This is a genomic window from Sphingomonas sp. GW821-FHT10C01 (genome assembly GCF_059415525.1).
Genome location: NZ_JBWKNK010000009.1, coordinates 17,044 through 36,728 on the forward strand (window position 1 = coordinate 17,044; position 19,685 = coordinate 36,728).

22 protein-coding genes are annotated in these 19,685 nt (G+C 66.3%); 12 read left to right on the forward strand and 10 right to left on the reverse strand.

The window, feature by feature from the left end:
* Positions 1–27 precede the first annotated feature (27 nt).
* The 3 genes from AC07M1_RS19225 to AC07M1_RS19235 are packed head-to-tail and all read left to right on the forward strand — an operon-like array spanning position 28 to position 806.
* Positions 28–330: a polyhydroxyalkanoic acid system family protein gene (locus AC07M1_RS19225; protein ID WP_495164258.1), complete on the forward strand. Its 303-nt coding sequence runs from the start codon at positions 28–30 to the stop codon at positions 328–330.
* A gap of 47 nt (positions 331–377) precedes the next feature.
* The gene (locus AC07M1_RS19230) at positions 378–566 is read left to right on the forward strand and encodes a hypothetical protein (protein ID WP_495164259.1); all 189 of its coding nucleotides are present in this window, start codon (positions 378–380) and stop codon (positions 564–566) included.
* A 24-nt stretch (positions 567–590) separates the two neighbouring features.
* Positions 591–806 carry a hypothetical protein gene (locus tag AC07M1_RS19235; protein ID WP_495164260.1) on the forward strand — a complete coding sequence of 72 codons (216 nt, stop codon included), beginning with the start codon at positions 591–593 and terminating at the stop codon, positions 804–806.
* On the opposite strand, the gene AC07M1_RS19240 is transcribed toward AC07M1_RS19235, so the two are convergent.
* From AC07M1_RS19240 to AC07M1_RS19265, 6 genes are all read right to left on the reverse strand, one after another.
* Complete coding sequence (locus tag AC07M1_RS19240) at positions 778–2,169, reverse strand: PQQ-dependent sugar dehydrogenase (protein ID WP_495164261.1); 1,392 nt, start codon at positions 2,167–2,169, stop codon at positions 778–780. The two genes, AC07M1_RS19235 and AC07M1_RS19240, sit on opposite strands and share 29 nt — an antisense overlap.
* On the reverse strand, positions 2,166–3,083 hold the full coding sequence (locus AC07M1_RS19245) for a hemolysin family protein (RefSeq protein ID WP_495164262.1): 918 nt from the start codon (positions 3,081–3,083) through the stop codon (positions 2,166–2,168). Before AC07M1_RS19245 ends, AC07M1_RS19240 begins: the two co-directional genes overlap by 4 nt.
* Before the next feature lie 8 nt (positions 3,084–3,091).
* Entirely contained in the window at positions 3,092–3,601 is a 510-nt protein-coding gene (gene ybeY, locus AC07M1_RS19250) for an rRNA maturation RNase YbeY (protein WP_495164263.1), read from the reverse strand.
* Complete coding sequence (locus tag AC07M1_RS19255; RefSeq protein WP_495164264.1) at positions 3,594–4,598, reverse strand: PhoH family protein; 1,005 nt, start codon at positions 4,596–4,598, stop codon at positions 3,594–3,596. The genes ybeY and AC07M1_RS19255 overlap by 8 nt, the downstream gene beginning before the upstream one ends.
* A gap of 265 nt (positions 4,599–4,863) precedes the next feature.
* On the reverse strand, positions 4,864–5,688 hold the full coding sequence (locus tag AC07M1_RS19260) for a hypothetical protein (RefSeq protein ID WP_495164265.1): 825 nt from the start codon (positions 5,686–5,688) through the stop codon (positions 4,864–4,866).
* Positions 5,685–6,128: an ABA4-like family protein gene (locus tag AC07M1_RS19265; protein ID WP_495164266.1), complete on the reverse strand. Its 444-nt coding sequence runs from the start codon at positions 6,126–6,128 to the stop codon at positions 5,685–5,687. The genes AC07M1_RS19260 and AC07M1_RS19265 overlap by 4 nt, the downstream gene beginning before the upstream one ends.
* Positions 6,129–6,164: 36 nt before the next feature.
* Here AC07M1_RS19265 and AC07M1_RS19270 point away from each other — a divergent pair, with 36 nt between their 5' ends.
* The gene (locus AC07M1_RS19270; protein ID WP_495164267.1) at positions 6,165–6,797 is read left to right on the forward strand and encodes a TetR/AcrR family transcriptional regulator; all 633 of its coding nucleotides are present in this window, start codon (positions 6,165–6,167) and stop codon (positions 6,795–6,797) included.
* Here the strand turns inward: AC07M1_RS19270 and AC07M1_RS19275 are convergent.
* A complete protein-coding gene (locus tag AC07M1_RS19275; protein ID WP_495164268.1) occupies positions 6,794–7,639 on the reverse strand; it encodes an oxidoreductase in 846 nt (281 codons plus the stop codon). The two genes, AC07M1_RS19270 and AC07M1_RS19275, sit on opposite strands and share 4 nt — an antisense overlap.
* 71 nt (positions 7,640–7,710) lie before the next feature.
* Here AC07M1_RS19275 and AC07M1_RS19280 point away from each other — a divergent pair, with 71 nt between their 5' ends.
* Positions 7,711–8,151 (forward strand): MerR family transcriptional regulator, encoded by a 441-nt coding sequence (locus AC07M1_RS19280; protein ID WP_495164269.1) that lies wholly within the window; start codon positions 7,711–7,713, stop codon positions 8,149–8,151.
* On the opposite strand, the gene miaB is transcribed toward AC07M1_RS19280, so the two are convergent.
* Positions 8,148–9,485, reverse strand: a complete 1,338-nt coding sequence (miaB, locus tag AC07M1_RS19285) for a tRNA (N6-isopentenyl adenosine(37)-C2)-methylthiotransferase MiaB (protein ID WP_495164270.1) — start codon at positions 9,483–9,485, stop codon at positions 8,148–8,150. The genes AC07M1_RS19280 and miaB overlap by 4 nt on opposite strands.
* Positions 9,486–9,567: 82 nt before the next feature.
* On the opposite strand from miaB, the gene hisS reads away from it, so the two are divergent.
* The 6 genes from hisS to AC07M1_RS19315 all read left to right on the forward strand — a co-directional run bounded on the left by hisS (position 9,568) and on the right by AC07M1_RS19315 (position 17,139).
* On the forward strand, positions 9,568–10,815 hold the full coding sequence (gene hisS, locus AC07M1_RS19290; protein ID WP_495164271.1) for a histidine--tRNA ligase: 1,248 nt from the start codon (positions 9,568–9,570) through the stop codon (positions 10,813–10,815).
* A complete protein-coding gene (gene prfA / locus AC07M1_RS19295) occupies positions 10,812–11,885 on the forward strand; it encodes a peptide chain release factor 1 (protein ID WP_495164272.1) in 1,074 nt (357 codons plus the stop codon). The genes hisS and prfA overlap by 4 nt, the downstream gene beginning before the upstream one ends.
* A 142-nt stretch (positions 11,886–12,027) precedes the next feature.
* Positions 12,028–12,843 (forward strand): peptide chain release factor N(5)-glutamine methyltransferase, encoded by an 816-nt coding sequence (prmC, locus tag AC07M1_RS19300; protein WP_495164279.1) that lies wholly within the window; start codon positions 12,028–12,030, stop codon positions 12,841–12,843.
* Positions 12,844–13,102: 259 nt separating this feature from the next.
* Positions 13,103–13,873, forward strand: a complete 771-nt coding sequence (locus AC07M1_RS19305) for a DUF4167 domain-containing protein (RefSeq protein ID WP_495164273.1) — start codon at positions 13,103–13,105, stop codon at positions 13,871–13,873.
* A 133-nt stretch (positions 13,874–14,006) separates the two neighbouring features.
* Positions 14,007–15,404, forward strand: coding sequence for a DUF4139 domain-containing protein (locus tag AC07M1_RS19310; protein ID WP_495164274.1), 1,398 nt, complete (start codon positions 14,007–14,009; stop codon positions 15,402–15,404).
* A 7-nt stretch (positions 15,405–15,411) separates the two neighbouring features.
* A complete protein-coding gene (locus AC07M1_RS19315; RefSeq protein WP_495164275.1) occupies positions 15,412–17,139 on the forward strand; it encodes a DUF4139 domain-containing protein in 1,728 nt (575 codons plus the stop codon).
* Between the two features lie 26 nt (positions 17,140–17,165).
* Here the strand turns inward: AC07M1_RS19315 and AC07M1_RS19320 are convergent, their stop codons facing one another.
* Positions 17,166–17,453 carry a hypothetical protein gene (locus tag AC07M1_RS19320; protein WP_495164276.1) on the reverse strand — a complete coding sequence of 96 codons (288 nt, stop codon included), beginning with the start codon at positions 17,451–17,453 and terminating at the stop codon, positions 17,166–17,168.
* 65 nt (positions 17,454–17,518) lie between these two features.
* On the opposite strand from AC07M1_RS19320, the gene AC07M1_RS19325 reads away from it, so the two are divergent.
* Complete coding sequence (locus AC07M1_RS19325) at positions 17,519–17,947, forward strand: CBS domain-containing protein (protein WP_495164277.1); 429 nt, start codon at positions 17,519–17,521, stop codon at positions 17,945–17,947.
* Between the two features lie 6 nt (positions 17,948–17,953).
* Here the strand turns inward: AC07M1_RS19325 and AC07M1_RS19330 are convergent, their stop codons facing one another.
* The gene (locus AC07M1_RS19330) at positions 17,954–19,423 is read right to left on the reverse strand and encodes a lipopolysaccharide biosynthesis protein (RefSeq protein ID WP_495164278.1); all 1,470 of its coding nucleotides are present in this window, start codon (positions 19,421–19,423) and stop codon (positions 17,954–17,956) included.
* Positions 19,424–19,685 lie beyond the last annotated feature (262 nt).

Sequence of the window (19,685 nt, forward strand, 5' to 3'; positions counted from 1 at the left end):
GTGCGCCACTACAGTTGAGGAACCAGCATGGCGCAGCCCGTTACCGTCGATATCCCGCACAAGCTTGGCCGCGATGGCGCCCGTGCCCGGCTCGCCGGCGGGGTCGGGAAGATCGGGAGCATGTTCCCTGGCGGCGGGACGGTGGATGAGCGCTGGGACGGTGACACGCTTCATTTCACCGTCAGCGCGATGGGCCAGACGGTGGCGAGCCGGCTTGAGGTGTTCGAGGACCGTGTCCATGCCGAGGTCGATCTGCCGCCGATGCTGTCGTTGTTCGCCGGCAAGATCCGCGAGAAGTTGCTGAAGGAAGCGCCAAAACTGCTCGAGTGACGGAACGGTCCGTCCAGCGCCGGGTTGAAGGGGCGAGGAGACCCGCGATGATCCGATCACTCGCCGCACTGCCGCTCGTTCTGATTGCCGCCTGCTCGGACGATCCGCCCGCAGCACCAGCGGGGACCGAAGTGACGCCGAACGGCGCGGTTGCCGGGCCCGCGCCGACGGTGACGGCCAGCAATCTGCCTTCGGCCAGCGGGCCGGGCACGGCCTTTGGGCTGACGACGAAGTAAATCGAGGATGCCGATCTCGTCGATGTGACCGGCAAGGATCTGGGCGACGTTCACCGCGTCGAGACCGATGCCTCGGGCAATATCGACGCGGTGATCGTTGAGATCGCGGACACCGATCCCGACCGCTTCGTCCGTCTGCCGCTGACCCGCCTCACCGCGGTGGCGGACGGCGACGACTGGAACCTGCGCGCCGCGACCAGTCGCGCCGAGCTTATCGCGCTGCCGCAGGTCGAGCGCTAGGCGACGGTGCGGGCCTGGGGCCCGCGCCCGGCGCACTGACCCGCCAGATGACGTTGCCGACATCGTCCGCGACCAGCAGTGCGCCGGTCCTGTCCGCGGTCACGCCGACCGGACGGCCCATCGCCTTGCCATTAGCGTCGAGGAAGCCCGTGAGCACATCGACCGGTTTGGCCCCGGGAGCCGGCAGACCGCGCGCGCCGAAGGGGACGTAGACGACCTTGTACCCGCTCGCCGGGACACGGTTCCACGACCCGTGCAGGCCGATGAAAGCGCCGCTGAGATAGTTTGGACCAAGCTGAAGATCCTGTGCGAAGGTCAGGCCGAGCGGGGCGGTATGGGCGCCCAGCGCGAAGTCCGGCCGAGCGGTATATTCGCGCAGGTCCGGACGGCCGGGGCTGACGCGCTTGTCCTCATACCCGCCCCAATAATGCCAGGGCCAGCCGTAGAAGCTGCCGAAATCGACCTGGGTGAGATAGTCGGGCGGCATGTCCGACCCCATCATGTCGCGTTCGTTGACCACCGTCCAAAGTCGCTTGGTATCGGGGTTGAACGCCATCCCGACCGGGTTGCGCAGGCCCGATGCGAAGATCGTCGCGCGCTTCGTCTTGGGGTCCACCGACAGGATCGCCGCGCGGTTCTTCTCAACCTCGATCCCCTCGTCGGCGATGTTGGTCTTCGACCCGACGCCGACATAAAGGGTGCTGCCGTCTTCGCTGGCGATGACGCTGCGGGTCCAGTGACCGCCGCCGGGCAGATCGACGACCTTCTCGGCCTTAGCGGTGATCTTGGTCTCGCCGACCTTGAAGGGGAAGCGGACCAGCGCGTTATGATTGCCGACGTAGAGTTCCTCGCCGACCAAGGCCATGCCGAACGGCGATTCCAGGCCATTGCCGGCATTGAGCAGTTCCGAGCGGACCTCGGCCACGCCATCGCCATCGGCGTCGCGCAGCAAGGTGATGCGGTTGGCCGAGGGAACGCCGGCGCCCGCGCGGCCCATCAACCACTTCATCACCTTGTTGGTGATGCCGTCATTCGGGCGCGGCGGCGAATTGCTCTCCGCCACCAGCACGTCGCCGTTGGACAGGCGGTACATCCAGCGCGGGTGATCGAGGCCAGTGGCGAAGGCGTTGACCTGAAGTCCGGCAGCGGCGCTAGGCTTGGCGCCTTGCGGCCAGCCCACCGCATCGGCGATCTTCACCGTCGGGATGGTCTGGTTGCGCGGGGCGCTGATCGTCGGGCGCTGGCCGGCCACCGCGTTGGCGTCGAGCTTCGCGACATCGGGACGGCTGAACCACCAATAGAGGCCGCCAAAGACGAGGATCAGCCCGCCGACGATGATCAGGATCTTCCGCAACCGGGTCATTCTTCGGGCTCCTCACGGGCTGCCGGCGGGTGGAGGCGGACGCGGCGAACGCGCGTGGCGTCGGCTTCCAGTACTTCCAGTGTCCAGCCGCTGGGATGGTTCAGACATTCGCCGGCCTGGGGCACGTGCCCCGCCAGCACAAAGGCGAGGCCGCCCAGCGTTTCGATATCCTCTTCGACTTCGCCCAGCCGCGGATCGATCGCCGCGGCGACATCTTCCAGCTCGGCGCGGGCATCGGCGTCCCAGCCGCCATCGTCGAGCGGGACGAATAGCGCTTCGGGCGCATCGTCATGCTCGTCGTCGATCTCGCCGACGATTTCCTCGACCAGATCCTCGATCGTGATCAGGCCCTCGGTCCCCGAATATTCGTCGAGCACGATGGCGAGATGGGTGCGGCTGGCCTGCATCTGGGCGAGCAGGTCGAGCGTGCCCATCGACTGCGGGACGTAAAGCGGCTGGCGCATCAAGGCGCTGATCTTGGCGGGCGGACCGGCGCCGGCGGCGACGACACCGAACACGTCCTTGATGTGAATCATGCCGATCACCCGATCGAGCTTCTCGCGATAGACCGGCAGGCGGCTATGGCCCGCCTCGGCAAAGAGCTGGACCAACTCGGCGAAGCTGGTCTTCTCCTCGACCGCGATGATGTCGGCGCGTGGCACGCCGACGTCGCCCGCGTCGCGCTCACCGAAATGAAGCAGGTTGCGCAGCATTTTGCGCTCGAGCGGAGAGAGGTCGCCCTTCTTCGCGGGCTTGCCTTCGCCGTCCTCCTCGACCTCGTCGATCGCATCCTCGATGCGCTCGCGCAGCGTCTCGTTATTCTCTTCGCCGAACAGCAGGGTGCGCAGGCCGCGCCATATTCCGCCCTCGCTGCTACTGTCTCCGTTCCCGTTGCTACTGGAACCGTCCGCCATTTCCCGGGTCAATCCTCGCGTACCAGATAAGGGTCGGGGATCCCCAAAGTTTCGAGCGCGGCGCGCTCCATCGACTCCATCGCTTCAGCTTCGGAATCCCCCTGATGATCATAGCCTAGCAAATGCAGCACCCCATGGACAATGAGGTGCGTGGCATGTTGCTCCACCGTGAAGCCCTTTTCCTCGGCTTCCGCCGCACAGACGCCGTGTGCCAGGACGATATCGCCCAGGATCACCTCGCCATCGTCGCTGTTCTGCGTCAGCGCCTGAATCAGGTCGGGCTCGATCATCGGGAAGGACAGGACGTTGGTCGGCTTGTCCTTGCCGCGATACTGAGCGTTGAGCTGGTGTACCTCGGCATTGTCGGTCAGGCGCACCGCGATCTCGATTACGGCGTCGGCATCGGCCAGATCGCCGAACGGCGTCTGCGCGACGGCCGCTGCCGCCGCATTTGCGCCGATCATGTCCCAGTCGAGTTCGGGCCAGTCGCTTTCGCGCTGGACGGCAACGTCAAGCATCGCCGCCCTCGTACGCGTCGACGATGCGGCCGACGATCGGGTGACGGACCACGTCGCCGATGCCGAAGCGGATCATCGCCAGTCCCTCGATCCCCTCGAGCTTGTTGACGGCATCGTTGAGGCCGCTCGCCGAGGGACCGCCGGGCAGGTCGGTCTGCTTGGGGTCGCCGCACACCACCATGCGGCTGTTCTGGCCGAAGCGGGTGAGGAACATCTTCATCTGCATCGGCGTGGTGTTCTGCGCCTCGTCGAGGATGACGAAAGCGTCGGCCAGCGTGCGGCCGCGCATGAAGGCGATCGGCGCGATCTCGATCTCGCCGCTCGCGATTCGCCGCTCGACCTGTTCGGCGGGCAGGCAATCGTAGAGCGCGTCGTAGAGCGGGCGCAGATAGGGATCGACCTTGTCCTTCATGTCGCCGGGCAGGAAGCCCAAGCGCTCGCCCGCCTCGACCGCGGGGCGGGACAGGATCAGGCGCTTGACCGATCCGGTGATGAGCTGAGCCACCGCCTGCGCCACCGCCAGATAGGTCTTGCCGGTACCTGCCGGCCCGAGCGCGAAGATGATGTCGTTCGAGACCAGCGCACGCATATACGCGGTCTGGGTCAGCGAGCGCGGGACGATCGTCTTGTTGCGCGTGCGGATCATGATGGGCGGCGTGGCCCCCTCATCATTCTCGGCGCGGATGATGCCGGTGAAGACCGGCTCGCTCGACATCGCGATCACCGCGTCGATCAGCCCGGTGTCGATATCCTCGCCGCGGATCACGCGGCTGTGCAGTTCGGTGAGGACTTCGCGGGCGTGAGCGACGGCTTCGGCGCTGCCCTCGATCACGACGCGCTGGCCGCGGGCGTGGATATACACACCCAGTCGCTCCTCGAGCGCCAGGATGTTGCTGTCATACTCGCCGAACAATTGCGGGAGCAGCTGGGGTCGGTCGAACGTCACCTCGACGCGTGAACGTTCGCCATGCTGGGCGGGGATCGGTTTGCGGCTCATGCGGTCCCTTCAGGCGTTGAAAAGTCACAAAGGTCACGCTCCCATCGCGCGCGAGCATGACGGCCGGTTGACGAAGTTGACATATTCGCGGGGTTTTCGCGCGAAATCGACACGCGGCTGTCAGGAGCCAAACCGGGGTTCAGTGCGGAAGTTCCGTTACGCATGTCGTGCGCCGGAGGATGGCAGAGCCGGGCGATGTAGGACAGGGCAAAATCACCCGCGGACGCTTTGGTTCGCGGGTGACGCATGGACGCAACAGTCAGGATCAGGCCGGGATCAGCGCTCGGGCCGCGACCGCCTGCAGGAACACGCCGATTGTGAGTGCGGCGTAGATTGCGCTGCCGCCCAGGACGGTCGCCCAGCGTGCCGGACGGGGAAGGCTGGCGGCGGCGACGGCGATCAGCGGGATCGCCTGTTCAGCATGAATGCCGAAGAAATGGGCGATGCGCAGGTCTCCGCCGAGCCGGTTCCAGCCGAACACCGGCACGCTCCCGCCCACCTGGCCAACCGCATGGCCGGGCTGCGAGCTCATATAGCCGCCCATCCAGCCGCCGAGAACGAAGGTGAGGACGAGTCCGATCGCGACCGCCGCGACGAAGCTGCGCTGGAGACCGGGCGCGGGACGGCGGACGATTTCCCACGCCAGCGGCAAGGTGGTGGCGGTGAGGATTATCGCGCCGAGGCCCATCAGCGCGTACATGGTGATGTAGAAGGGTGTGCTGAGGTTGAAGTGCGATTCGAGGCCCTGCGCGGCCTGGAAGCTGATATAGAGCAGCTCGAAGCTGCCGCTGGCGATCAGTGTCCAGGCGGTGACCCGCATCAGCCCGCTCGCCCGGCGCTCAACCTGCACATAGCCCATGAACCAGGCCGAGGTGAGCGCGAACACGCCGACCGATATGAAGAACTTTGCGGGCTTGACCCAGACGTTCACCCCGCTCGCCAGCGTGCGAGGATCGATGAACTGCAGCGCCATCGCGACGGCGCCGAGCGCGAGCAAGGCGAAACCGTAGCGAGTGAGCAGCGGATGACGCCGGTCGAACTCGGCGAACAGGGCGCCGGGGCGCGGCGGGGTGAGGGCAAGCGCGGTCATTGCGCGGCTTCCTTCGATGGCAGCGCGGTGCGCGCGGCGAGGTAGAGGAGCAACCCGGCCGGGCCGAACAGGAAGGTCAGGGGCAGGCTGGGCAGGACGATCAGCGGGAAGATGCCCCGGTCCGCGGCATCGCGGCTGATCCACGCGCCGACGAACAGGTCGAACGCCAGATAATGAAGCCAGCCGGCGGTCAGCGCGGCGTCGTTGGCGAACAGCGCGCGGACCGCGTCGATCGAGCCGAAGCCGCCGGTTTCGAACCCGGCGCGACCCTGCCAGATCATCAGGATATAGCCGACGGCCAGGATCGCGGGGATGACGAACTGCGCGGCGGGGAAGGCGTATCGGCGTGCCGGTTTGAAGAACAGGGCGACGATCAGCGAGAGCCAGCCGAGCATCGCGAGCTTGCCGGCGAGGGAGAAGATCAAGGACGGATCGAGCATGTTGCGACTCCAATCTGAACACTGTACAGATCGGATATGAAGCGTGATGTAAACAGTGTCAAGATTGCGGCTGACGAAGGAAATCGCACCTATCACCATGGCGCGCTGCGTGAGGCGCTGATCGATGCCGCAGAATCGATCCTCGAAGAACGTGGGGTTGAGGGCTTCTCGCTGCGGGAGGCGGCGCGACGTGCGGGCGTGTCACCCGCCGCGCCAGGGCATCATTTCGGCGATGCGCGCGGATTGTTGACCGCAGTGGCGACGCGTGCCTTTCGCGATTTCGGCGACGCGTTGGAAGCGGGGGACGTGGGCACACGCCGAATGGAGCGGCTGCGCGGTATCGGTATGGCTTATGTCCGCTTCGCCCTCGCCAACCGCGCGCGGTTCGAACTGATGTGGCGCAAGTCGATGCTCGACCGTGAGGATGCGGCGTTCTGCGAGGCCGGCGACCGCGCGTTCGACATCCTCGACCGCATCGCGCGTGGCGATGGGGCGGGGGAAGGGCCGGACCTGACGGTGATGGCACCGTCGATCGCCGGCTGGTCGATCGTCCACGGCTTTGTTGGGCTGGCGCTGAGCGGCGCGTTCGGGACGGGACCGGAGGAGCTGGAGGCGGCGACCGAGCAGCTGCTGCCGCGGGTGCTCGATCACCTGGTGGTGCCGGACTAGGCGGTCCGCGCCGACTGGCTCATCCGCCACATCAGCCCGTCGAGCCAGCGATCGGGCAGCCAGCGCACGAGGAAAAGGATGACCTTCGCGCCGCCGCCGCTCTCATAGCGGATGCGTGGACGCCGCGCAGCTGCGGCCTTGGCGATGGTGTTCGCCACCACCTCGGGCGGCGAAGTAAAACTCATGTCGTTGGCGCCGTTGAGCAGGGCCGCATGTTTGAGGGCATAGGGGGCATAGTCGCTCTTGCCGGAATGATCGATCAGGCTCTGTCCGGCGATACCCGCCCATTCGGTGCGGATCCCGCCGGGCTCCACCACCACGACGCGGATGCCGAAGGGGCGAAGTTCCATGCGCAAACAGTCGCTCAAGCCTTCGACGGCGAATTTGGTGGCGTGGTACCAGCTGCCGAACGGCTCGCCGAACTTGCCGCCGACCGAGGTGACGTTGACGATCGTTCCCGATTGCTGAGCGCGCATCAGCGGCGTCGTGAGTTGGCACAGGCGGGCAAGGCCGATCAGATTGACTTCCACCTGCTGTCGCGCCTCGTCCATCGGCACATCCTCGAGCGCGCCATAACTGCCATAGCCGGCATTGTTGACGAGCAGGTCCAGCCGCCCAGCGGCGGTGCGGATCGTTTCGACCGTAGCGACGATAGAGGCGTCGTCGGTCAGGTCTAGGTGGATCAACTCGGCACCAAGCGCGCGGAGCGGTTCCATCCGGTCGAGACGGCGGGCGGCGGCATAGACCGTCCAGCCATCGCGGATCAGGCGCTTTACGGTGGCTTCGCCGATCCCGGCCGAGGCACCGGTGACTAGGGCAGTTCTGGGGGCAATTTTTGGCATCTTGGGCTCCGATTGAACTCTGGAGCCTGACGATATAAGTGTGGACTATAGTCCATGGTCAAGGGTGTGGGATGCTGATTTCCGAATTTGCCAAGCGTGCGGGGCTGAGCGTCGATACGGTGCGCTTCTATATTCGCAAGGGGCTGCTCGCGCCCGAGACGGGTCTCAAGGGCGGATCGAACCCCTATCAGCTGTTCACCGCCGAGCATCTGGAGCTGGCGCGCGCCATCCGCATGGCGCAGGGGCTAGGCTTTACGCTGCGTGAGATCGCGGTTCTGGCGGCGGAATATCAGGCTGGAATGACGACGGCGCGCAGCCTCGAGGTGATGCGGATGCAGTTGGCGCGGCTCGAGGAAAAGGCAGCGCAACTCGGCGGGATGATCGACTACACCCGCGCCAAGGTGGCGTGGCTGGAAAGCAACCAGAAGGGCGCTGAGCCCTTGTTGGGTGACTATGACGGGTGTCGAATGGATCTAGAGATGGGCAAGATCAATCAGCCCGCCGCAGCTTAGGCCGCCGCCTTTATCGTCTCGACGCCGGCCAGCGAATTGGGGTCGGCACGGACGATCTCGACCTGGACCAGATCGCCGATCTGCGCGTCGGTCGTCAGGTGGACGGATTGCAGCCATGGCGACTTGCCGAGCATCTGCCCTGGAAGTTTGCCCTTTCGCTCGATCAAGACGGTGCAGCTCTTGCCCAGCGTGGCGGCGTTGAAGGCGGCCTGATCGCGGTTGAGCGCGGCCTGCAGGCGCTGGAGGCGGTCGGCCATCACTTCGTCGGGGACCGCGCCGTCCATCTCGGCGGCGGGGGTGCCGGGGCGGGGCGAGTATTTGAAGCTGAAGCACTGGGCATAGCCGACCGCGTCGACCAGGCTCAGCGTATCGGCGAACTCTTCCTCGGTCTCGCCGGGGAAGCCGACGATGAAGTCGCCCGACAGTGCGATATCGGGCCGTGCCTCACGCACGCGATCGAGGATGCGCAGGTATGAATCGCGGCTGTGCGAGCGGTTCATCGCTTTCAGGATGCGGTCGTTGCCCGCCTGCACCGGCAAATGAAGGAAGGGCATCAGCTTCTCCACCTCGGCATGGGCGCGGATCAAGCCGTCCTTCATGTCGTTGGGGTGGCTGGTGGTGTAGCGGATGCGGTGCAGGCCATCGATGCGGTCGAGCGCGCGGATCAGGCCGTGCAGACCGGTACCCGCATCATCGTCCCACGCATTGACGTTCTGGCCGAGCAAGGTGATCTCGCGCGCGCCGGCGTCGACCAACGACTTCGCCTCGTCGACGATCGCATCGAACGGCCGGCTGACCTCGGCGCCGCGCGTATAGGGCACGACGCAATAGGTGCAGAATTTGTCGCACCCTTCCTGGACGGTGAGGAAGGCCGAGGGCGGCACGCGGCGGCGGGCGGGGAGCGCGCCGAACTTGCTGGCAATCGGCATGTCGGTATCGACCGCGCTGGCGCCCGACGCGGCCTTCGCCACCAGATCGGGTAAATTGTGATAGGCCTGCGGGCCGACCACCACGTCGACCTTGGCGCGACGGACGATTTCCTCGCCCTCGGCCTGTGCGACGCAGCCCGCGACCGCGATCATCGGCGCGTCGCGATCGTTGAGGCGCGCGTCCTTGCGCAGGCGGCCGATGTCCGAGAACACCTTTTCGGTCGCCTTCTCGCGGATGTGGCAGGTGTTGAGCACGACGAGGTCGGCGGCATTGGCGTCGTCGGTCGCGACCATGCCCTGCGCGGCCATCAGTTCGGCCATGCGGTCGCCGTCATAGACGTTCATCTGGCAGCCGAACGACTTGACGTGAAAGGTCTTGGGAGCGGTCTTAGGGGTGGCGGTCATCCCGGCGCCTATAGTGGAATGAAGGGGGCGGCGAAACCGCCTCTGGCGTTCCGTCCCGGCTGCCAATAGATAGCCGCCCCAAATGGCACGGATCGAGACCCCCAAGCGCGTGCGCGGCACGCAGGACATCTTCGGCGAGGAACAGCGCCGGTTCGCACGCGTCGTCGAGGCGTTCGAACATGTGCGGCGGCTCTACTGCTTCCAGCAGGTGCAGGTGCCGGTATTCGAATCCACCGGCGTGTTCGCACGATCGATGGGCGAAACGTCGGACGTGGTGTCGAAGGAAATGTACACCTTCCCCGACCGCGGCGACGACCTGTTGACGCTACGGCCCGAATTCACCGCGGGCATTTGCCGCGCGTACATCACCGAGGGCTGGCAGCAGTACGCGCCGCTCAAGCTGACGACGCACGGCCCGGTGTTCCGCTACGAGCGACCGCAAAAGGGGCGCTATCGCCAGTTTCACCAGATCGATGCCGAGATCATCGGCGCGGCGGAGCCGTCGGCCGATGTTGAACTGCTGACGCTGGCCGACCAGCTGCTGCGCGAGCTGGGGATCGCCGATGGGGTGACGCTCCAACTCAACACGCTGGGCGATGCCGAGACGCGTGACGCGTGGCGCGCGGCGCTGATCGAGCATTTCCAGAGCCATCGCGCCGACCTGTCCGAGGACAGCCTGACGCGGTTGGAGAAGAACCCGCTGCGCATCCTCGATTCCAAGGACCCGCGCGATCGCCCGGCGGCGGATTCTGCGCCGGATATCGACGCGTTCCTGACCGCCGAGGCCAAGGACTTTTTCGACGCGGTGACCGGCGGACTGGACGCGGCTGGGGTCGCCTGGACGCGCAACGCGCGGCTGGTGCGCGGGCTGGACTATTATCGCCATACCGCGTTCGAGTTCGTCACCGACCGGCTCGGCGCGCAGGGCACGGTGCTGGCCGGCGGGCGCTATGACGGGCTGATTGGCAACCTCGGCGGGCCCGAGACGCCGGGTGTAGGCTGGGCCGCGGGGATCGAGCGGCTGGGGATGCTGACCGAGGCACCAGCGGCGGAACAAGCGCAGGTTGCCGTGGTGGTCGAGCGGGCGGGCTATGAGGCGAAGGGCATCGAGCTGGTCGCATCACTGCGCCGCGCGGGCGTGGTGGCCGAGCTGTTCGCGACGGGCAGTCCCAAGAAGCGCTACGACAAGGCGGTCAAGTCGAACCCGGCCGAGATCATCTCGATCGACGTGCGCGACGATGCGCCGGTAGTGAACCGCCGGACGCTCAAGAGCGACGTGGTCGATACCGAGACGATGGCGACGCTGATCGCGGTGCTTGCGGCGGTATGACCCGAATCTCGCCCGACAAGATCGCCGCGATCGAGGCGCGGCGCGACGAGCTGCAGGCGATGATGGCGACTGGCGATCTGCCGTCGGACCGCTTCGTCGCGGTCTCCAAGGAATATGCCGAGCTGGAGCCGGTCGCGGCGGCGGCGGGCGAGGTGCGACGGCTGCGCGAGGAAGCGGCGAGCCTGACCGAGATGAGTCGCGACGGCGATCCCGAGTTGCGCGCGATGGCGAACGAGGAATTGCGCGAGAACGAGACCGCGCTCGAAAGGGCCGAGCATGCGCTGGCGCTTTCGCTGCTCCCGCGCGATGCCGCCGATGAGCGCGCGGCGATGCTGGAAATCCGCGCCGGCACCGGCGGCGACGAGGCCGGGCTGTTCGCGGGCGACCTGCTGCGCATGTACACCCGCTATGCGGAGCGGCAGGGGTGGAAGGTCGAGATGATCTCGGCCAGCACGTCGGAAGCCGGGGGCTACAAGGAAGTCGTCGCCAGCGTCGCGGGCAAGGGTGTGTTCGCGAAGCTCAAGTTCGAGAGTGGCGTGCATCGCGTCCAGCGCGTGCCGGTGACCGAGAGCGGCGGGCGCATCCATACCTCCGCAGCGACCGTCGCGGTGCTGCCCGAGGCGGAAGAGGTCGATATTGAGATCCGCAACGAGGATCTGCGCGTCGATATCTATCGCTCCTCGGGCGCGGGCGGGCAGCACGTCAACACCACCGATTCGGCGATCCGGCTGACGCATATCCCGACCGGGCTGGTCGTGATCCAGCAGGATCAGCGCAGCCAGCACAAGAATCGCGACAAGGCGATGCAGGTGCTGCGTACGCGGCTTTATGAGCTGGAGCGCGAGCGGCTGGCGAGCGAGCGGTCGGGCGCGCGCAAGTCGATGGTCGGATCGGGCGACCGCTCGGAGCGCATCCGGACCTATAACTTCCCGCAGGGGCGGGTGACCGATCACCGCATCAACCTGACCCTCCACCGCCTGCCCGAGATCCTCGAGGGCGAGATGGACGAGATGATCGGCGCGCTCGTCGCCGAGGACGAGGCCGAGCGGCTGGCGGCGCTGGACGGATGAGCCCGATCTACCCATCGTCACCCCGGCCTTGTGCCCGGGGCCACGGTGCGGCGAGCGATGCGCGAAGGCTGAAGGCCATGATTTTGCCTCCCGGTGGACCCCGGCACAGGGCCGGGGTGACGGAGTAGGTTGAGTGTCCGACATCCCCAATGTCCGTACCGCTATCGCCGAAGCGGCCGCGCGCATCCTTTCGCAGACGCCCCGCTTGGACGCCGAATTGCTGATGGCCCACGCATTGGGGATGTCGCGTCAGGCCATGCTGCTGACCCGGCTGGGCGATCCGGCGCCGGACGGGTTCGCGGCGCTGGTCGAGCGGCGGGTCGCGCATGAGCCGGTCGCCTATATCACCGGCAGCCGCGGCTTCTGGACGATCGAACTGAACGTCGGCCCCGGCGCGCTGGTGCCGCGCGCGGACAGCGAGACGCTGATCGAGGCGGCGGTGGCGCATTTCGCGGGCGGCGAGGGGCCGAAGCGCGTGCTCGACCTGGGTACCGGCCCGGGCACGCTGCTGCTGGCGGCGCTGGCGGAGTGGCCGGCGGCGAGTGGGCTGGGAGTCGATACGTCCGAGACGGCGCTCGGCTATGCGCGGGAGAATGCGGAGCGGCTGGACCTGTTGGAGCGGGTTGAGTTGCGTGTTGGCGACTGGGCTTGCGGCCTCGATGGCCGGTTCGACCTGATCCTTTGCAACCCGCCCTATATCGGCACCGGAGAGGAACTGGGGCCGGAGGTTCGCGACCATGAACCCGCCGGCGCCCTGTTCGCGGGCAGCGACGGTCTGGACGATTATCGCCGCATCGTCCCGGAACTGCCACGGCTGCTTGCGCCGGGCGGGGTCGCGGTCCTGGAAATAGGCTGGACCCAGGGCGAGGCGGTGTCGGCGCAGGTGCGGGCGACGGGATTGGCCGCGGCAATCCGTCAGGACCTTGGCGGGCGCGATCGCGTGATCACCGCAAGTTGAACTATTGGTGCCAGGCACCAATATTGTGCTTGGAGATTGATGCCCCATTGGCTAAGGATGGCCCCGGGGATGGCACCTTCAACCTAAATCGTTGAAATGGAACGCCGACCCAATCCAAGGCATGTGCGCTGCTGAATGTCCGGCAGCCATGCGGGGCGCCGCTCCGGACCGTTTCCGGCGCGACGTGCGGGGTAACACGCATCCGGGATCACTGATGATCGATGGCGGATTGAGTTAAGGACAGGACAAACAGACGTTGATGAACAATCGTCAGGCGAACAACGGCCGCCGGCGCGGCCGTGGTGGCCAGCGCCAGCAGGGTGGTGGCAACCCCAACCAGGGCAATGGCAACCGCATCGACAACCGCGCCCGTGGCAACGCGGCGCAGCTTCTTGAGAAATACAAGAACCTTGCGCGCGACGCTCAGATGGCGGGTGATCGGGTCAACACCGAATATTACCTCCAGTTCGCCGATCACTATTTCCGCGTTCTTGCCGAGAGCCGTTCGCGCTTCGAGGAGCAGGATCGTCAGCGCCGCAATCGCGACGATTTCGACGGCGACGACGAGGATTATGACGACGGTGCGGAGAATGCCCGCGACGGCGATTCCGGTGACGACGGTGAAGGCCGCAGCCAGGACCGTTATGAGCGCGCACCGCGCCGTGAGGAGCAGCGCGAGCCGCGCCGCGACAATCGGGATCGCGATAACCGTGGCGAGCGCGACAACCGTCGCAACGATCGCAATGATCGCAACAATGACCGGGGCGATCGCCGTCCGGCCGGCGGCTTCCAGGCCGACGGCGAAGGTGGCGAGCACCCCGCGCCCGCGAACGAGGATGAAGCGCCGCGTGCCGAACAGCCGCGCCGCCGTGGCCGTCCGCGTCGCGAGGAGATCGAGGATGCGGGCGATGCCGCCGGCATCGCCGCGATCCTGCCCCCGGCGCTGGGTGTCGAGGGCGAAGTGGTGGCCGAGGCGAAGCCAAAGCGTCGCCGCGTGAAGAAGGACGAGGAGCCCGCCGCGGCGGAGTGATCGTCCCGATCCGGGGAAAGACAAGGGCCGGTCCGCACCCAGCGGGTCGGCCTTTTTCGTGGGTGAAACAGCTTTGCCGTTGACTTGAGTTGTGCCGTGGCGATGGTGGCCGCACATAGCGGAAGGAAGTGCGATGCGGCGTCTAACCTTGGCTCTTGCGGCGGCAAGCGCCGCGCTTCCCGGAATCGCGTTGGCCCAGACGGCCCCCGCGCCCTCGGCGCAAGGCGATGTCTCCGTCACCATCTACAACAACAATCTCGCGCTGGTGCAGGACGCACGGACGCTGAACGTGCCGCAGGGACGGAGCCGCCAGGAATTCCCCGATGTGTCGGCGCAGATCCGGCCGGAAACGGTGACATTGTCCGGTCCCGGAATCGGCATCGTCGAACAGAATTTCGACTATGATCTGCTGAGCCCCGACAAGCTGATGGAAAAGGCGGTGGGCCAGGTGATCACCATCGTCCGCACCAATCCCGCGACCGGCGTCGAAACGCGCGAGCAGGCCAAGGTGCTGGCGGCGAACGGCGGCATCGTCCTTCAGATCGGCAACCGGATCGAGGTGCTGCGCGACGACGGGCTGCCGGTGCGCGTGGTGTTCGACAAGGTGCCCGAGAATCTGCGCGCGCGGCCGACCTTGTCGGTGACGGTCCAGGCGGAACGCAGCGGCGCGGTGCCGACGCGCCTGTCCTATCTGACGCCGGGCCTTGGCTGGACCAGCGACTATGTCGCGCTGTTCGACGAGAAGGCCGGCACGATCGACGTGCAGGGCTGGGTCACGCTCAACAACAATACCGGCACAACCTTTACCAATGCCGACACGTTGCTGGTCGCGGGCAATGTTGGCGGGGGCCAGAACCGCTTTGGGCGCATGGCGTCGATGGACGATGCCTCCATCGAGCAGGCGGGAACCGAGAGCGGCACGCGCGAGCGGCTGGGCGACTATTATCTCTACCCGCTCGCCGAGCGCACCACGATCGCCAATGCCCAGCAGAAGCAGGTGAGCTTCCTCGACGTCAAGGCGTCGCCCGCGCGCAAGGCGTATGAGTTCACCAATGGCTGGATGGGCGGCAACGACACGCCGCGCAGCGCCGCTACCGCGATCAAGTTCTCGACCTCGCGCAATGGCGGTCTGGGCGACCAGCTGCCGGCGGGCACCGTTCGCGTATATATGCGCGACGCGCGCGGCGATCCCCAGTTTATCGGCGAGAACCGCATCGGCCACACGCCGATGGGATCGTCGATGTCGATCCGCACCGGTGAGGCATTCGACGTTAAGGTGAAGGTCGTGGTGGAGGAGCGGACCAAGCTGTCCAACCGCCGCTGGCGCACGCGGATGCGCTATACGGTGAGCAACGCGCGCGACGTGCCGGTCACCGTCGACCTGGCGCAGGATGGGCTTTGGGGCGATGTGAAGATCACGGATCAGAGCATCACCGGCGAACGCGTCTCCGCCGATCGCGTGGAATGGAAAGTGCCGGTCGCCGCCAACGCCAGTGCCGATCTCGTGGCGACCTTCGACACGCGGTACTGAGCGGCCGGTGCGCTCGCTTCTGCTCCTGATGCTGTGCTTGCCGTCGCTGGCGCATGCGGGCGGGCAGACCGTGACCTCGACGGAAGTGTCGGACGTCGCGGTGACCATCTATCGTGACCCCTATCGCGACGCGGGGATGATGCGCGCCGGATGGCCGGGCGGCTATGCGCTGATCACCGAGACGCGGACGATCACTTTGCCCAAGGGCGAAAGCCAGCTTCGGTTCGAGAATGTCGCCGAGGGGCTGCTCCCCGAAACCGCGATCGTCACCGGCCTGCCCTCGGGCGTCCGCGAGAAGAATCGCGATGCGCGACTGATTTCCCCTGCCGGACTCGCCGACGCTTACCTCAAGCGCCGTGTGCTCATCCGCCGCACCGATCCGGCGACCGGCCGGCTGCGTGAGCAGAGCGCGATCATCCAGTCCGGTCCCGATGGCGGTGTGCTGATTCGTACCGATGAGGGGTTCGAGGCGCTGCGCTGTTCGGGCCTGCCCGAACGGATGATCTATTCGGGCGTGCCTGACACGCTTTCCGCGCGGCCGACGCTCTCCATCCTGACGCGCAGCGACCGCGCCGTCACCGCGACGATCCAGCTGACCTATATGGCGCAGGGGTTCGACTGGTCGGCCAACTATGTCGGCAACATGGCGGCGGACGGGAAGAAGATGGGGCTGTTCGCCTGGCTGACCGTCGCGAATGGCGGGCAGCAGAGCTTCAAGGATGCGCGGCTGCAGGTGATCGCGGGCAAGCCCAACAAGCGGCCCAACACGCCGCCGCCACCGCCGCCGGCGTCCGCGCTGAACCTGCAATGCTGGCCGGTCGATACGACCAGTACGCATCCGCGTCGCGATTTTGTGCGACTGCCCATGCCGCGAGGCGTGGACCTGTCGCGGTTCGATGCGGTCGGGCGCAACGCGGCCGGCAGCTTCGAAACCCGCAAGCAGCGCCGCGAGCGCCAGAAACGCGAGCGCCAGTTCGGCGGGGGAGGCGGTGACGAAGGGGCCATCGTGGTGACGGGAACGCGCATGCGGCGCCAGAATCTGCAATCGTCGTCGCCGATAATGGTCGTATCGGCGGACTACGCCATGCCCGCACCGCCACCACCTCCTCCACCGCCAGCGCCGGTGGCGCCGTCGGGCGAAACCGTGGCGGTTGCCGAAGGGGCTCAGGCGCAGGCCGAGGCGCTGGGCGATCTCAAGCTCTATCGCGTGCCGATGCGGGTCACCGTTGCCGCGCAAAGCCAAAAGCAGGTGGCGATGATCGTCCAGCCCGAGGCGAGGTTCGACCGCATCTATCGCGCCAACGTCGCCAGCGGCAACGCGACGCCCCAGCCGATGCCGTTCCTGCTGCGCTCCACCAACAGCAGCGACAAGGGGCTGGGCGTACCGCTACCGGCGGGGGGGCTGTCGTTGTTCGAAACGGTTGCGGGCCGCCGTTTGCTCGCTGGCAGCGACGATGTCGCCGATCTTGCCGTTGGCGAAACGGTCGAGCTGAATCTTGGCCAGAGTCCCGACGTTCAGTGGACGCTGACGCGGGTGAAGGAGACGGCGGGCCGGCAGGAATGGCGTGTCGATATCGCCAATGCGCGAAACGTGCCGGTGACGGCCCAGATCATCGTCCCCTACGACCTCGCCGACAAGCCGGCGGGAATCCAACGCGGCCCCGGGGGCTGGGTGCTGCCGGTCGAGGTTCCGGACAACGGTACGGCTACCGTCAGCTACACGCTCAAGCGATAGTCCTGTCGCAGGCTGTCGCGGGTTGGCTAGCCCTGACGATCCCGGTCGGTCGCGTCGCGCGAGCGTTCGTCATGGCCGGTGCCGGAGCTCAGGAAGATAAGGCCCATCAACGCGCCGCCGAGCAGTACTGACAGGCCGATGCCGATCGTCATCGCGATCGAGGCATGGAGCTGGAACTCGCCGATCGCGATGTACAGCGCGGTCACCGCGATGATCGCTGACAGCAATGCGACCGCCGCGACGATCCCGAAGATCCGGCGGTATCGGCGCCAGGCGAGCTTTGCATAGTCGGGATTGTCGAGATCGGGTTTCATCACTTTCAATTGGGCCTGAAACATGGGATTCTCAACCGTCTCAGACAGGAAAGAGGAGCCTGACGATGACGATCGCAGCAATCCTGAGCGGGAAGGGGCAGGATGTCACAACCGTGAGCGGCGGAACCACCGTCCGCGAGGCGGTGGCACTGCTCGCATCCAGGCGAATCGGCGCGGTTCCGGTGGTTGAGAACGGCGCGGTCGTGGGCATTTTCTCCGAGCGCGACGTGATCCACTGCCTTCAGGATGAGGGCGCAGCCGCGCTCGATCGTGAGGTGCGCGGCGTGATGACGACGCCCGTGATCAGCGTGACGCGCGACGAACCCGTGCTCGCCGCGCTGTCGCTGATGACCCAGCGCCGCATCCGGCACCTGCCGGTAGTGGAGGGCGGCGCGCTGCTCGGCTTCGTCTCCATCGGCGATCTGGTAAAGTACCGGATCGAGCGGATCGAGGCGGAAGCGGCGCAGATGCGCGCCTATATACAGTCCGCCTGATCCGGCTCAGCGCCGGATCATCCCGATCGCGTCCTCCACGGTTGTACGCGCGAAGAACCACAGCCACGCGCCATAGATCGCTGCCCCCGCTGCGCTCAGCAGCAGCAGATGGGGCAGGGGGCTTAATGGCGGCAGCGCGCGGTCGATCAGCACCACCGCCACGGCCATCGCGATCGCCGCAGACATCGGCGGCGCGAACGATGCGATCCAGTCGCGCCAGGAAAGGCCGATCACCGGCAGGCTGCGTGCGGCGGTGATCGCGAGGAAGACCGGCCACACCGCGATCCAGGTCAGCGACAGGCCGATTACGCCCCATTGCACCCCGACCAGGAAGGCTGCGGGCAGCAGGAATGCGCCGATCGCGGAGATCTGCGCGCCGATTCCCGGCCGCCCGCGTGCATCGGTGGCGGCGGCGAACAGGATCTGAAGCGTCATGAACGGCATGGCGAGTGACAGGATCTGGACCACCGGTGCGGCCTGAATCCACTTCTCCCCCAGCGCGACATGCACCATCGGCTCTGCGGTAGCGGCGAGACCCAGATAGAAGGGCATTGCCGCGACCATGATCAGGCGGATCGATTTGGCGAAGGCGATGGTCGCGCCCGCCGCATCATGCTGCATCCGCGAATAGGCAGAGAAGGCGACCTCGTTCAGCGCGGGGATGAATTTCTGGACCAGGATCTGGGTCAGGAACAGGCTGGTGGTGTAGATGCCGAGCCAGTGGGGATCGAACAGGCGCCCGGCGATGAAGACATCGGCCTGGCTCTGCACGAACCAGAAGAGCTGGCCGGCGGCCATCAGCCCGCCATAGCGCGCCATCCCGCCGGCACCGCGAAAGTCGAAGCTGGGCCACATCAGCGAGCGCGCCGCCCAGGTCATCCCGATCGCGCGCGTGCTGAACAGAACGAGCGGCGCGAGCACCAGCGTCCATACACCCATCCCCGCATAGGCGCCGCCAAGCGCTGCGAACGCACCGGCGGTCGCGGAGATGAGGTTCACCTGCGCTTGTTTGCGGAAATCCATCGCGCGCGCGAGCAGCGCATAGGGAAGTGCAATGAACGGGGTGGCGATATAGAGCAGCGCCTGGACCCGCAGCAGATCGGCGACGACATCCTGCCGGTAATAGGCTGCGGCGAGCGGAGCCATCAGGAACTGCGCGGCGCCCAGACCGAAGTTCAGCAGCAGCAGCATGCCGAACAGCTGGCGCACTGCGCGATCGTCGACATCGGGCTTCTGGATGATCGCGCTCGCTAGGCCGTAGCCGTTGAGCATGTTGAGCAGGACCAGGATCACCTGAGTCATGGCGAACAGGCCGTAGTCGCTGGGGTCGAGCATCCGGATCACGAGGAAAGTCGACGCCCAGGCGATGATCTGACCGAGAATCTGGGTACCCGAACGCCAGATCACGGCGCTGCGCACCTGATCCCGGAGTGATTCACGGCCCTGTTTCGGCGATTCGGCGGTCGATTCGGTCATGAGGACGGTATACCTGTCACCTGTTGATGCCCCGTAAACGGCGGATTTCTGCGGGTTTCAGCGTATTTGAAACAAAAATGCAAAAACCTTGTTGACCGATCTGAAGGTCGAGCATAGAAGCCACTCCACCGACGGGGTGAGCCACTACGGAGCGCTCTGACGGTCACCAAAAGCAAGGCGCACAGGTCGCCCCGGTAAGAGGGGTTGATGGTGCGTCGGTTTTTGTCGCTCTTTGACATTGTGATTTTGATGAAGGGACATG